Below are 14,402 nucleotides of genomic sequence, written 5' to 3' on the forward strand. Positions count from 1 at the left end.
TCGTGTTAGATAAACACCATATAAATGATGTTAGTTCAATGTAGCAAGAACAGCGCCTGAATCAATTGCATCGCCTACTGCTACATCAATGCTTGCAACGGTTCCGTCTTCCGGTGCTACAACTGGAATCTCCATCTTCATAGCCTCGATGATGACAACTGCATCACCTTTCTTTACAGCCTGACCTACATTTGCTTCGATCTTGAATACTTTTCCGGCTGCTCCGGCTTTTACTTCGATGGATCCTGCTCCACCTGCAGGTGCTGCCTTTGGTGCTGCTGGTGCTGCCGCAGGAGCTGCCTTCGGTGCTGCTGCAGGTCTTGCAACCGGTGCTGCACCTGCTCCGTTTTCTTCTACTGTTACATCATATACATTGCCATTCACTGTGATTGTATAATTTTTCATTGAATTCATCCTCCTAATTAATTATGCGTGCCACTTATTTGATGGACGACGCTTGATGCTTCTTACTACGAAGCCGTCTGTGCTTCCACCGGCTTCTGCTCCATAAGCAGCGATCGCTGCGGAAATAACTGCTGCCAGTTCATCATCATTCGATGCTTCTTCTACTACAGGTGCTGCAACTGCTGCCGGAGCCGGAGCTGCTTCCTGTGTGCTTTCTGCTTTTCCTTTGTTCTTGAATTTTTCTTCAAGTGCAGGAATGTATTTGAACAGGGAGATCAGAATTGAGATAAAGATCAGGATTACGAATACGGTACCCATTCCAAGGATTGTATTCAGTCCTGCTTTTTCCATGATCTCACCGATGCTGTAATGTGCATCGATCGTTGTACTGTCCAGATAAAGGTCCTCATCAAAAACAAATGTAATGTCTGCATCACGGTCTTTGAATTTTGCACTGGCCGTTACTTTCAGTTCATCAGAGGATGGTTCGAATTTGTAATCACCGTGGCTTACATATTCCCCACACTCTTTTGTTCCCTGCTGCCATGCATCCAGAGCTGCAAGGAAACTATCTTTTGTAAATGGAACACCCGCCTGGTTCAGCTGGGACTCAATCTGAAAATCTGTCATCTTGTTCCACTGTTCGATAGTATCTGCATCTGCACTGTTGCAATACTCGATCAGAAAATCTGTTGCCTGTGTGATCGTTGATTTATCATACTGAAGATTTTCTTTCTTACTTCCGCAAGCGGTAAAGCAGAGCATTGCGACAAGCACACAAAGTAATACGCTTATTTTTTTCTTCACTTTGCCTCACCTCTCTAAACCGTACCGTGTTTCTTTGCCGGACGATCCTCTCTTTTTGTGAATAACATCTCAAATGCGCCGATCACATATTTTCTTGTATCTGCTGCTTCGATGATCGTATCCACATATCCTCTTTTCGCTGCTGATAATGGGCTTGACTGCAGATTCTTATATTCTGCTGCTTTCTCTCTGATGGTTGCTGCATCAGCATCCGCATACATGATCTTAGCTGCCTGGTTTGCATCCATCATTCCGATCTCTGCATCCGGCCATGCATATACCATATCTGCTCCGACTGCTTTGCTGTTCATTGTCACATAAGCGCTTCCGAATGCTTTACCGATCACAACATTCACCTTCGGTACTGTTGCATCTGCAAATGCATAAGTAAGTTTTGCTGCTGATTTTGCGATACGTTTCTCATCGTATTTGCTTGCTGTAAATCCGCTTACATTCGTAAGTGTCAGTACAGGGATATTAAATGCATCACAGAACTGTACGAATTCTGCAGCCTTTTCAGCTCCGTCAGCAGAAAGTGAGCCGTCAAATTCAGCCTCCACTTCAGCTTCTTCATTATATACTTTCGAACGATTAGCAACTGCACCAACAGTCATACCATTCAGTTTGATGAATCCTGTCACCATATCTTTTGCATATGCTTTCTTCACTTCGCAGAAGATGTTGTCATCAGAAATCATTGTAAGAGCGATCGCTGTGTCTTCTTTTGCATTCGCAAGGTCTGCACATACACGGTTCAGATCATCGTTACATTCTTCATAAGAAGAATCCTCTTCATTGTTACACGGTAACATACATACAAGAGAACGGATGTCTGCAAGGATATCTTCTTCTGACCCTGTTCCGTCCACAAGACCTGTTGTCTCGCTCTGGAATGCCGCAGAAGATGTATCACATTTGGAAATGTCATTTCCAGGAATTGCATTCGGAGTATTGGTAAATAATTTACCGTTCTTTGCTTCCATAAATGTAAAATCTGTCAGAGCCGGTACGATAGAAAGTCCACCGCCGCATGTTCCGAAGATTGCTGTGATCTGAGGGATCACTCCGGAAGCCATTGACTGTTTCTGATAAAGCTTTCCAAATGCTTCTAATGCATCTGTTGCTTCCTGAAGTCTGAATCCGGCACAGTCAACCAGTCCGATGACCGGTGCTCCCATCTTCATTGCCATATCATAGATATTAGAAATCTTCTTTGCATGCATCTCGCCGATCGCGCCATTTAAAACAGTGGCGTCCTGGCTGTATACGTATACCAGATTTCCATCGATCACTCCATATCCGGTGATCACACCGTCTGCCGGAGTTTCTTTTTCCTGCATGTTAAAATCAGTCGTTCTTGCTGTTACTGCTCCACCGATCTCAACAAAACTGCCTGCATCAAGTAAACTGTTGATTCTCTTACCTGCTGCATTACCTGCTGCCATGTTGCCCATAGTCTAGCCCTCCATTTTCATTATTTCAAATTGGGTTTTTTGCTTTTTCTGTATTGAAAAGTAAAACCAAATTTTTTCCAATTATATTATACTGTTTTTGCTACTTTAACGCAATACTTTGTGTTGTTTTTTGTTAAATACTTGACGACCCGCATAAATCCTGCATAAATATAAAAAGCTATGTGTCCCCGTACTTTGTTCCGTACGCACATAGCCTTTTCATCTGCAGTGTTCCATTCTAAAACTTCTTCACTTTTTTTCTCTTCATATTCCTGCATCTTTCCAAAAGAAATTCTGCCAGTTCGTCCGTATTGTTTCCTTCCAGTGCAGTCTTTGGAAATCCGATCATCGCTCTCGCCGATCCGACCGTCTCGGGATCTGCCTTCACAACTACACCGAATGCCTCTTTCGTCTCCAGGATCTTGGTAACATCTTTGTACGAAAATGATCTTGTCTTTTTCGCAGTTACACTGTCAAAGTGATCATCAAAAAAGTGGATTTCGGAACTCACCGGTCCACCGTTCAATCTGCATCGTCTGTCAAACTGATCTTCTGCATCCCCGACCGCCGTTGTCGATAACACCTTTCTCCAGATTGTTCTGTTCAGTATCACTGCCGCAACAAATGCCAATGCCCAGACTACAATATACTTAATGACAAAAAAAGTCATTCCTCCCGGCGTACCGCCTCCCGGGTTTCCATATTCCCACATAAAATAGAACACAAGCGGTCCCATCACTGTCATCACGAACTTAATCGTAATATCACTGCTGTCCACTCGGAAAAGTTCGCAGATCTGCTTCAACGTATTCTGTGACTCTTTATATGCCACACGGTAATAATTCGCCATATCATTTTCCCCTTTACAAAATCTGTGTCTTATTATATCCTTATATAGTTGATTATTCAAGAAAATACTTTATAATTATTTGTAAATTATCTATAAACTCTTCTATGTGTTCTCTCTATAGGGTTTCTCTATAACCGCTTCTGTTTATTTTTGATTCCTATTATCATTTAGTGATTTTTGCTTACATTTTCCGTCTATATATGGTCGTTTTATTACATATCAACATATATATTCCTAACAAAATATAAAAAACCTTAACTTTTTCTTAAACAATTAGTTGTACTTTAGTCTGGTTTGTGATAAGATTAACTGCGTTGAGAGTTTTAATCATAAGGGGGGTTTTCCTCGTATTGTTAAAACCAAAGAAAAATTTCATATTGGAGGGTGAATCTCATGGAGAACACTAAGAAAAAATTACCATTTGGTTTCTATGTGTGCTGTCTGACTTTCTCTTTTGAAAGACTTGCATACTACGCTGCTAAATGGGGGCTTGCGATTTTCATCGCAGCCAAAGCAGTAAACGGTGGTCTTGGACTTGACAAATCCGTTGGTGCTGCAATGAGTTCTAACCTGGTAGCATTTACTTATATCACACCTATCATCGGTGGATATATCGCTGACCGTTGGATTAGTCCTCGTATTCTTGTTCCTGTTGGTGAGATCCTTATGGGTCTTGGTTATCTGTGTGCATGGAGAGCAACAGAGGCTAACGGCATCGCAATGTTATGGGCAATGATCATTCTCGTTTCTATCGGAACTGGTTTCTTCAAAGGAAACGTATCTGGTATTAACGGACGTCTCTTCCCATTAGCTGATCAGGACGAACTCGACACTGTATTCAACTTACAGTACATGTTCGTTAACATCGGTTCTTTCTGCGGAACTACTTTCCTTTCACTTGTTGGAAAGAGCGCTGGATACCGTACTATGTTCCTGGTTTGTGGAATCTTCCTGTTCATCGACTGCGTATGGTGGTTCGTTGGAATGAAGTCCTTCGGCGAAGCCGGAAAGAAACCATTCCTTGTTGACAACCGTTCTGAAAATGTTGACAAAGCCGACAAAGAGAAAGACAATGCACCTCTTACCAAACTTGAGAGAAACCGTGTGATTGCTATCTGCATCGTAACACTCTTCTCTGGTATTTTCTGGCTGATCTGGTACATGGCTTACATGCCTGTTTACTATGAATTCGGTCCAGTATCAGAAGCAGGACTTGGATGGGCTAACTGGAACATTGGTTCCTTCGAGATGCCTACTGCATGGTTCGACTCAATGAACGGACTTCTTTGTATCATCCTTTGTCCTGTATTCGCAGGAATCTGGGCTAAGATGAGACAGCGTCCACAGGGTGACTGGGGAATGTTCACAAAGACAGCTATCGGTATTATCATACTTGGTCTTTGTACAGCTTCCATGGTACTTGCAGCAGTTCTTTGCGGACAGAGTGCAGATAAACCAGTTGGTATCTGGGTAATCATCCTGGCTTCTGTATGTATGTCAGTCGGAGAAGTTATCTTCTCACCACTTGGAAACTCATTCATCAGCAAATATGCTCCAAAGAAACTTCTTGGAACTATGCTTGGTGTATGGCCACTGGTCATCTTCTTCGCTGGTAAAGCTTATGGACCACTTTATAACTGGCTCGAAAACTTCGACTTCGTTAAAGCATATGGTGTTGTTACAATCATCATCGTTGCCTGCGGAGTTATCATGTTAGCATTTACTAAGAAGTTCGACAAGATGGTTGAAGGTAAATAATTCGTGAATTAAATACCGTACATAAAAAATAAGACTTGCTTATGCAAGTCTTATTTTTTACGATATTTTTTATTCCCTGTACTGTAACTTCTTTTAATCTGATTATTATTTTTCTTCGTCTTCTTCGTGCTTTCTTTCTTATTTGCCTTCGCACTGAATGAATCTCCGGATCCACGTGGTGTAATATTCTTCTTTGTTCCGATCTCTTTCTGGTCTTCGAACGCAGGCTTCAGAAGTAATTCCGCACCAATTACAAAGCAGGCAACTTCTACTGCCAGCTGGATCATCTCCCCGTTCTTTCCGAGTCCTTCAAAGAAAGGATCCAGAACTCTTGCCCCGGAAAGGATCACCAGTGTCAGTCCGGCATAAGTAAACAACGAATAGAACATCATCGTCTTCCCCCTGCCTTCATTCTGCTGCATGAAGTAGTATCCTGCGATAAAAATCACACCGCCAAGGATCATCAATATGTACTTTAACATTTCTATCTCTTCCTCCCAATCATGTTTTCTGTAAAGTCTATTATTTATTATACATGAAATCCATCTCGATTCCTATCTTTTTATATGTATATTTTTATTTTTCCGTTTACGCACTTTTAAAAGGGATGCACCTTCCGGCACATCCCCGTCACTTTTCATTACATATTCTATTTCTGATTTCTAAACTGCATCGGAGTCATATCATAAGCTTTCTTGAACAGTCTGTTAAAATGTTCCACATTCTGATATCCTACCGACATTGCAATATTCTCAACCGTCATATTGCTGCTCTTGAGCAGTGCTTTCGCTTTCTTCATGCGGATCTTCTTCACCAGATCCCCAAATGTCATTCCGGATTTTTCCTTAATGTATTTTGACAGATAAGGTTTGGACAGGAAGAATTTTTCTGCCAGGTCATCTAATGTAATGTCAATATAATTCGCCTGTACATAATTCATGATCTCGATCATTCTTGCATCCGTACATGCATTAGCACTCCCAAGTTCTTCAATCTTATTTACCGCAACGATCAAGGCTTCAATGGAAGCTCTGATAATATCCGGATCGATTCCTACACCCCAGAATGTCTTTCCGTTGCAGATAATTCCCACATAAGCCACAGCCTTAGAAGAAGATCCCTTTGTAAGCGAATGCTCCTCATAGAAGGATAATTCATAGCTGATGTTAAAATACTGCTTGATTGCATTACTTACTGCATCCAGACGTCCGTTTCCATTCGAAGTGATCACTTTGCTCTCTCCTGCATGATTGATCGTCACTTCCGCAGTGATTCCATCTACCTGTTTAAAATGGCACTCGTCGATATGGAAGATGGATTTTGTATTAATATAATGATCTGAGAAGATCTGGTATACCCAATCCGGTGTCAGCTCCTTGTGTGCTTTATCCGATACATCTTTTACCATATATCCTACTTCTTCACGCATTGCCTTTGGAAGATTGATTCCGTGGCTGTGCATTAAGATGTAATTTACGCCGCCCTTACCGGACTGGCTGTTGATACGGATAACGTCTGAATCGTATTCTCTACCAACATCCTTCGGATCGATCGGCAGATATGGAACCGTCCATTTGTCACATTTCTTCTCATCTCTCCATGCCATACCTTTCGCGATCGCATCCTGATGAGATCCCGAAAATGCCGTAAACACCAGATCTCCGGAATATGGCTGACGATCGTATACCTGCATTCTTGTCAGGCGTTCATAAGTCTCACGGATCTTTTTCATATTCGAGAAATCAAGTCCCGGATCTACACCTTGGGAATACATATTCATGCCAAGTGTAATAATGTCAACGTTACCGGTACGTTCTCCGTTTCCGAACAGTGTACCTTCGATACGATCGGCACCTGCAAGGATACCAAGCTCCGCTGTCGCCACACCGCATCCTCTGTCATTGTGCGGATGCAGGGAAAGTACTACATTCTCTCTGTGTTTCAGATGCTTATGTACATACTCTAACTGGCAAGCAAATGTATGCGGCATTGCGTTTTCTACAGTTGTAGGAATATTGATGATTGCTTTATTATCAGCTGTCGGCTGCCATACATCCAAAACAGCGTTACAAACTTCTACGGCATAGTCCACTTCTGTTCCATGGAAACTCTCCGGACTGTATTCGAATGTAAAGTTACCGTCTGTCTCACTTGCAAGCTTCAGAAGTAATTTTGCCCCGTCGATTGCAAGCTGTTTTACCTGTTCTTTATCTTTTCGGAACACCTGCTCTCTCTGTGCAACAGAGGTAGAATTGTATAAATGAATCACTGCGTGAGGTGCTCCCTTTACAGCTTCAAATGTTCTCTTGATGATATGCTCTCTTGCCTGTGTCAGTACCTGGACCGTTACATCATTCGGAATCATGTCTTTTTCGATCAAGGTTCTCATAAACTGATATTCTGTCTCGGAAGCAGCCGGGAATCCAACCTCGATCTCCTTAAATCCAATATCTACCAACATCTGGAAAAACTCCAACTTTTCATCCAGACTCATCGGCTCGATCAACGCCTGATTACCATCTCTTAAGTCTACGCTGCACCACTTCGGAGGCTGTTCTACCGCATCTTTTTTCGCCCAGTCATATGTAACCTCCGGCGGCATAAAATAACTTTTCTCATATTTCTGATAATTCTTCATAATTCAAGCTCCACTCCTTTTGCCTCATATTTCAAATCAAATCATCTCTGCCAAATCAGCAATAATATTCATCAACTTTGTTGTTCATTTTTAATACTTTTATATCCTAACATATCCCCACGCAAAAGGGAAGTGATAATTTTAATCACTTCCCTTGATGTTTTTTAATATGTTTGATTTTTCAGATTATTTTCACTAATTCTGTTCCAACGAACGTTTCTTGGTGATCGTAACCTTTTCATCATAGCAGGCAAAGATCTCATCCACTCTGTCCTTCTTAAGCTTTGGTGTAAGCACACTCACTACCGGCACTACGATCAGTCCTGCTACCATTGCAACTGCTCCTGCATTGATCGGTGATGCAATAAAGTGGAAGAACAGATTCAGAACCGTAATCCCGACACCTGCCGCAAAGCTGGCCCATACAGCGGCTCTCGTCACGCCTTTCCAGTAGAGACCATACATGAATGGTGCCAGGAACGCTCCAGCAAGTGCTCCCCAGGAAATTCCCATCAGCTGTGCGATGAATGTAGGCGGATCCATTGCGATCACTACCGATAATACAATAAAGAACACAACCATCACCTGCATCGTACGTACCTGTTTCTTCTCGCTCATATCTTTCATTACATTATCTTTTAAGAAATCCAGTGTCAGCGTTGAACTGGATGTCAGTACCAGCGAAGCCAGTGTTGACATGGAAGCCGATAATACCAATACTACCACAATACCGATCAGGATATCCGGAAGTGTTGACAACATATGCGGGATGATTCCGTCAAAGATCATATTGCCCGCCTCATCGTGCAGTTCCGGTGCATCAAACAGTCTTCCGAATCCTCCGAGGAAGTAGCATCCTCCGGAGATCACGATCGCAAATAATGTAGAGATCACCGTTCCCGTATTGATGGATTTCTCATCTTTGATCGCATAGAACTTTCCAACCATCTGCGGAAGTCCCCATGTTCCAAGAGAAGTCAGGATAACCACTCCAAGAAGATTCAACGGATCCGGCCCGAAGAATGAAGTAAATGCTCCCGGCTGTCCCATTGTCACCGGCACATCACTTGGAATCTCTGCCATGGTCTTAATTGCCTGAATAAATCCTCCCTGACCATTTAATACTGCCAGGATGACTGCAACAATGCCGCCCAGCATAATGATTCCCTGAATAAAATCATTGATCGCCGTAGCCATGTATCCACCGAGGATAACATAGATTCCTGTAAATACTGCCATTCCGATTACACAATATTTATAAGGAATGTTAAATGCCATTCCAAACAATCTTGACAATCCATTGTATACAGAAGCTGTATACGGCACCAGGAATATGAATACGATCGCTGAAGCCGTAATCTTCAGCGCCTTACTTCCATATCTCTCACCAAAGAAATCCGGCATCGTCTTGGAATTCAGATGCTGTGTCATTACCTTGGTACGTCTTCCAAGTACCACCCATGCCAGCAGACTTCCGATAATCGCATTTCCGATTCCGATCCATGTCGACGCAAGACCGTATTTCCATCCGAACTGACCTGCATATCCTACAAATACAACCGCTGAGAAGTATGACGTACCATACGCAAATGCCGTAAGCCACGGGCCTACCGATCTCCCCCCTAATACATAACCGTCTACACTTGTCGCATGCTTTCTTGCATAGATGCCAACCGATACCATAATTGCAAAAAATATCACCAGCATCAATAATTTCATCGCCATAACCTTTCTCCTCTACTTTCCTCATTTCTTTTTTACTTATCGCTTTGCTAATCTGCTTTAAAGTGTTGCGCTTTAAAGTGTTAAAGTTTGTAGTGTTAGAATAGCACAGATGATACCGTATGTCAATCTTATTTTGCAGAAATATAAAAGAAACATATAAAAGCCAAAAAACAGCTGCGATTCCTTTTTTTTACGGAATGCGCAGCTGCTCTTTAGCTTCTATTTCATCTTCTCCACTCTGTCCTGAATGGTCTTGTTAAAGTTCTCTACCTTTCTTTCATATGTAGAATTCATAAATTCAGACTTCAGCATGAAATCTGCTGTTGCAAGATTGTTAGCTGTAGGGATATCGTAAAGAACGGCAATACGGGACAATGCTCTTACATCCGGATCGTGCGGCTGTGCCTCTAACGGATCCCACAGAAAGATCATAAAGTCGATCTGTCCTTCTACGATCTTCGCTCCGACCTGCTGATCTCCTCCAAGCGGGCCGCTGTTATATCCCTTTACCGGAAGCCCGGTCTTCTCTGCGATCAGACGTGCGGTTGTACCTGTACCACATAAGAAATGACCTTTTAAGATTTCCTTATTCTTGTCGCACCATTCGATCAGTTCTTTTTTCTTACCATCATGGGCAACGAGTGCGATATGCTTTGCTTTTCCAATTTCAAATGTTACAAAATTATCGTTTAACATCTGTTGAATTCTCCTTCCGTTTTAACTCTCTTCGTTATCTTTATATATCAAACTTATATTTATAATAAAATGCATTTTATTATCTGTCAACTTTAAACTGAAAATTAAATTGTATTTTAGTTCCAACAATTTTTTCTCACTTTCAGAACGTCTCAACGATTTCCTGCATCTGATCAAACTGTTCTTCCATCTCTTTTACAAGCCTGAACTGTGTTCTTGCCCGAACAAGATTGTGTTCCGGATAAGTTGTTTTGAAATATACATCGCCCTGGAGGAAGTCAGCAAGAAAACGCATGCCGCATTCCAGTGTCATAAGTCTCGCTCCCCACGGAAGACTGGCGTTCTCCGCCGGTGTCAGTACATCCTTCGCCATCTCCAGATACCCTTTCACGTAGATGCGGTAAAGCTCTATATCAAAGTGCACCTTGTTCAGATCCTTCTCATCTTCTTCTGCTGTCGATGCCCCGAACCGGATGGAATCACCAAAATCATTTGCCGCAAGTCCCGGCATGATCGTGTCCAGATCGATGATGCACAGTCCCTCTCCTGTATTCTTATCAAACAAAATGTTATTCAGCTTGGTATCGTTGTGCGTCACACGGAGCGGAAGTATTCCTTCCTCAAGCTGCTTCATAAGGACACTGCAGTCATCCTCGCGTGCCAGTACAAACTCTATTTCTTCACGGCAAAGTCTTGCCCTGTTCTTCACATCTTTCCGCAGTGCGTCTTTGAAATCATGGAAACGCTTCACCGTATCGTGGAACTTCGGAATCGTCTCATAGAGACTCTCGGCCGGATAATCCCCCAGCTGCTTCAGAAAATGGCCAAAGCTGAGTGCCGACTGATAGAACTGTTCCGGTCTCTCCACCATCTGATAGCACACAGAATCCGGTACATAATGCAGGCAGCGCCATGGCTGTCCGTCCGCATCTTCAAAATAGCTCTCTCCTGATTTTGTCTTAATATAAGACAATGCCTCTCTGTCCAGATCTCCGCCTGCCTCACGGATCATACCGCGCAGATACTCCGTAACGCCGAATATATTCGCCATTACCTGATCCGGGTTCTTGAATACATTAATATTGATGCGCTGCAAAACATAGAGCGGCGTATCCTTTCCATCTACGCCCGGCATATAGACTGCATAAGTCTCATTGATGTGGCCTTCTCCGAACGGCTTCACATAACTGCACTGCTGCCCGAAACCAAATGCGTACACGGCATCTTCCAGACTCCGGCTGTCCACACCCTCGATCTTCCTTCTGGTTGAGAAGATCACTTCTCCTGCCTCCACTTTGCGTCCGCTCTCGATCGTACAGTCTGACTTTACAACACTTCCCAGTCCGACATGCGCTCCGGCACATACCACTGAATTGTGATCTACGATTGCCCCGCTGTTCACCAGCACCGCACGCCCGATCCGGGTATTGGTATTTACCACCGCTCTCTGCATCACAAAGCAGCCCGGCTCTAGCACCGCACTCGGACTTACAACTGCAGACGGATGCACGATTGCCGGTACCTCATACCCTTCTTCCAGCAATTTATCCGTCCAGTACAGACGCATCTTGTTATTTCCAAATGCTGCTACTGCCACCGGATACTCCTTATGCCTGATCTCATAATCACAGCACATTCCGATGACCGCTTCATCCTTCACCGCATCATCCAAAAATACAACCTTTTCATACCCCAGTGCCTGCGCAGTCTCCGCTACCATCCGGCCGAATCCGCCTGCACCGAGAATCAGCAAACTTTTCATTACGTATTTCCCCCAATTGTTTTTTTATTGATCAGTTATACTATATCATATCATAGAAGTGGACCCGGAGATAGTTATTTTCACAAAAAGCTTCGGAGAATCACAGGTAGCAGGATTCTCCGAAGCTTCTTTGTATTTATATTTATATTGGAAAGGGGTTCCCTTTTAGGGACATATTTTAAAGATAGTTCAATCTTTCAAGGGTATTCAATACCATATGGCGTCCGGCATCCGTTCCGTCAATGATACGTCTCGCACGTACAGAATCACCAATGTTGAGGACTTCCACATCTTCACCTGTAAAAGCTTCCTGAATATCATTCCAGATCGGGGCATTCGCTCTCATTCCGAGACATACGAAACCATAGTCAAACGGAAGTTCTTCTTCTTTTCCATCGTATTTTACGAGGAAGGAATGTGCATTTACTTTCTGCAGGGCTGTATTCGCCATCTGTCTTACATGATGTTTTTCCATGCATTCTTTCATACTTGATGTAGAAGATGCATCCAGTCCGTTTCCGATAACCGGCATCATTTCGATGATGGTTGTCTCTGCACCGCGCGGGGCAAAGAATTCAACAACATCAAGTCCTACCGCACCACCTCCGACAACAACAACCTTCTTGCCTGTCATGTCTTCCGGATAGTTCTTAACAGCTGCGATCATATCTTTGATAGAATACACGCTGGCATCTTTCTTTCCAAGATTGTCATGCAGTCCTTCGATCGGTGGAAGGAGCGGTACCGAACCAGTCGCATTTACAACAAGATCCGGGGTGTATTTTTTGATCTCTGCGACCGTTGCATCTACTCCTGTTTTGATCGTCAGATTCGGAAGTTTTGATGCACGGTATTTCAGATAAGTCGGGAAATCCGCAAGTCTCTTCTTCGCAGGAATCTTAGAGATCTCTACCGACAGACCACCTGCTTCTTTCTCTTTCTCCAGTAACGTAACTTTACATCCAACTTCAGCAGCTGTACATGCAGCTTCCAGTCCGGCAGTTCCGGCACCTACAACTACGACATTACATGGTTTATTTACTTTCTGTTTTTTATAAGCTTCTCCGCCTATCAGATCCGGGTTGACCGTACAGCGAAGCGGTTTGTTACCGCCGATACGGTTGCCGACACATCCGACGTTACAAGAGATACATTTACGGATATCACATACATCCCCGTACTGTGCTTTATTACACCAGTCAGGATCGGCGATCAGTCCACGTCCCATACCGATCAGATCAGCATCACCTCTGGCAAGGATGTCATCGGCGATCTTAGGATCACGGATATTTCCGATCGCAATCGTCGGCTTTCCGAATTTATCACGAACCGCCTTCGCCATGTATGAACGCCATCCATCTTCCAGATAGTTCGCATCGATCTGATACTGGATAGAAGCATTTAATCCGGCTGAAGTATCGTAGATATCTACTTCATCGTTCAGGTATTCCAGATATTCCAGGCAATCTTCTACCGTATTACCACCTTCGACAAGCTCGTCTACACTAAGACGCAGAGAGATTGGAACTCTTGGTCCGACAGCCTTACGGACTTCATCAATGACCATACGGCAGAAACGGGCACGGTTCTCGGCAGATCCGCCAAATTCATCTGTACGGTCATTTGTAGTAGGCGATAAGAACTGGCTGATCAGATAAGAGTGTCCGGCATGGATCTCTACAACATCAAATCCGGCATTGACTGCTCTCTTTGCAGCGGTTCCATAATCTTTTGCAATGCTTGTGATCTCCTCTTTCGAAAGTCCGCGCGGAATCTCTCCACCGGCTTTTGACGGAAAACGCGACGCAGATACCGGCTGCATACCGATTCTGGAACTCATCGCAGACGCACCTGCATGATTGATCTGAATCCCCATCAGCGCCCCCTGTCTGTGACAGGCTTCCGTTAATGTAAAAAGGCGTGGAATGTAGCAGTCTTTGTCAAGACGCAGCTGTGTCGTTCCGTTTGATCCTTCCGGATATTTTACACAGACATTTTCAACCATGATAAGCCCTGTGCCGCCACGTGCACGCAGCTCATAATATTTGATATGTTCGTCGCTCAGTTCCCCATCATGTCCGGCGAAATCACTTCCCATAGGCATCATTACAACACGATTTTTGAGTGTCATACCTCTGATCGTAAGAGGGCTGAATACGTGTGGAAAATTATTTTTCATAGTTTATTAACCTCCATAAAAATATGATTGTATTTGTTTGCATTTCTTTATAATTTGATTATATGATTTTGTTAAATAAAAGACAAATTAGTATTTTTATGAAAGTTGATAGATTTTGTCTATGAATT

General features: G+C 43.3%; 11 protein-coding genes. 1 reads left to right on the plus strand and 10 read right to left on the minus strand.

Annotation, left to right across the window (positions count from 1 at the left end):
* Positions 1-30 precede the first annotated feature (30 nt).
* From NKF87_RS07880 to NKF87_RS07895, 4 genes are all read right to left on the minus strand, one after another.
* Positions 31-405 carry a biotin/lipoyl-containing protein gene (locus NKF87_RS07880; protein WP_006427330.1) on the minus strand — a complete coding sequence of 125 codons (375 nt, stop codon included), beginning with the start codon at positions 403-405 and terminating at the stop codon, positions 31-33.
* Between the two features lie 21 nt (positions 406-426).
* Positions 427-1,212 carry an OadG family transporter subunit gene (locus NKF87_RS07885; RefSeq protein ID WP_330642764.1) on the minus strand — a complete coding sequence of 262 codons (786 nt, stop codon included), beginning with the start codon at positions 1,210-1,212 and terminating at the stop codon, positions 427-429.
* Between the two features lie 14 nt (positions 1,213-1,226).
* Positions 1,227-2,666, minus strand: coding sequence for an acyl-CoA carboxylase subunit beta (locus NKF87_RS07890; RefSeq protein WP_118309992.1), 1,440 nt, complete (start codon positions 2,664-2,666; stop codon positions 1,227-1,229).
* 238 nt (positions 2,667-2,904) lie between these two features.
* Positions 2,905-3,516 carry a hypothetical protein gene (locus NKF87_RS07895; RefSeq protein WP_118309994.1) on the minus strand — a complete coding sequence of 204 codons (612 nt, stop codon included), beginning with the start codon at positions 3,514-3,516 and terminating at the stop codon, positions 2,905-2,907.
* Positions 3,517-3,909: 393 nt separating this feature from the next.
* Here NKF87_RS07895 and NKF87_RS07900 point away from each other — a divergent pair, with 393 nt between their 5' ends.
* Positions 3,910-5,274: a peptide MFS transporter gene (locus NKF87_RS07900; RefSeq protein ID WP_253583384.1), complete on the plus strand. Its 1,365-nt coding sequence runs from the start codon at positions 3,910-3,912 to the stop codon at positions 5,272-5,274.
* 50 nt (positions 5,275-5,324) lie between these two features.
* Here NKF87_RS07900 and NKF87_RS07905 read toward each other — a convergent pair whose 3' ends face one another.
* From NKF87_RS07905 to NKF87_RS07930, 6 genes are all read right to left on the minus strand, one after another.
* On the minus strand, positions 5,325-5,756 hold the full coding sequence (locus NKF87_RS07905; RefSeq protein ID WP_028085856.1) for a hypothetical protein: 432 nt from the start codon (positions 5,754-5,756) through the stop codon (positions 5,325-5,327).
* Between the two features lie 167 nt (positions 5,757-5,923).
* A complete protein-coding gene (locus tag NKF87_RS07910; protein ID WP_253583385.1) occupies positions 5,924-7,912 on the minus strand; it encodes a 2-isopropylmalate synthase in 1,989 nt (662 codons plus the stop codon).
* Between the two features lie 195 nt (positions 7,913-8,107).
* On the minus strand, positions 8,108-9,637 hold the full coding sequence (locus tag NKF87_RS07915; protein WP_118224333.1) for a sodium:solute symporter family transporter: 1,530 nt from the start codon (positions 9,635-9,637) through the stop codon (positions 8,108-8,110).
* Between the two features lie 219 nt (positions 9,638-9,856).
* Positions 9,857-10,333 (minus strand): methylglyoxal synthase, encoded by a 477-nt coding sequence (locus NKF87_RS07920; RefSeq protein WP_006427320.1) that lies wholly within the window; start codon positions 10,331-10,333, stop codon positions 9,857-9,859.
* 142 nt (positions 10,334-10,475) lie between these two features.
* Positions 10,476-12,095, minus strand: a complete 1,620-nt coding sequence (locus tag NKF87_RS07925) for a phosphotransferase (RefSeq protein ID WP_253583386.1) — start codon at positions 12,093-12,095, stop codon at positions 10,476-10,478.
* Between the two features lie 178 nt (positions 12,096-12,273).
* Complete coding sequence (locus tag NKF87_RS07930; RefSeq protein ID WP_253583387.1) at positions 12,274-14,274, minus strand: FAD-dependent oxidoreductase; 2,001 nt, start codon at positions 14,272-14,274, stop codon at positions 12,274-12,276.
* Positions 14,275-14,402: the final 128 nt, after the last annotated feature.

This window comes from Dorea longicatena (genome assembly GCF_024168045.1).
Taxonomy (GTDB): Bacteria; Bacillota; Clostridia; order Lachnospirales; family Lachnospiraceae; genus Dorea_A.

Coding starts and splice junctions, on each gene's coding strand:
- NKF87_RS07880 (WP_006427330.1), bottom strand. CDS start 405: ATGAAAAATTATACAATCACAGTGAATGGCAATGTATATGATGTAACA.
- NKF87_RS07900 (WP_253583384.1), top strand. CDS start 3,910: ATGGAGAACACTAAGAAAAAATTACCATTTGGTTTCTATGTGTGCTGT.
- NKF87_RS07915 (WP_118224333.1), bottom strand. CDS start 9,637: ATGGCGATGAAATTATTGATGCTGGTGATATTTTTTGCAATTATGGTA.
- NKF87_RS07890 (WP_118309992.1), bottom strand. CDS start 2,666: ATGGGCAACATGGCAGCAGGTAATGCAGCAGGTAAGAGAATCAACAGT.
- NKF87_RS07930 (WP_253583387.1), bottom strand. CDS start 14,274: ATGAAAAATAATTTTCCACACGTATTCAGCCCTCTTACGATCAGAGGT.
- NKF87_RS07920 (WP_006427320.1), bottom strand. CDS start 10,333: ATGTTAAACGATAATTTTGTAACATTTGAAATTGGAAAAGCAAAGCAT.
- NKF87_RS07905 (WP_028085856.1), bottom strand. CDS start 5,756: ATGTTAAAGTACATATTGATGATCCTTGGCGGTGTGATTTTTATCGCA.
- NKF87_RS07925 (WP_253583386.1), bottom strand. CDS start 12,095: ATGAAAAGTTTGCTGATTCTCGGTGCAGGCGGATTCGGCCGGATGGTA.
- NKF87_RS07910 (WP_253583385.1), bottom strand. CDS start 7,912: ATGAAGAATTATCAGAAATATGAGAAAAGTTATTTTATGCCGCCGGAG.
- NKF87_RS07895 (WP_118309994.1), bottom strand. CDS start 3,516: ATGGCGAATTATTACCGTGTGGCATATAAAGAGTCACAGAATACGTTG.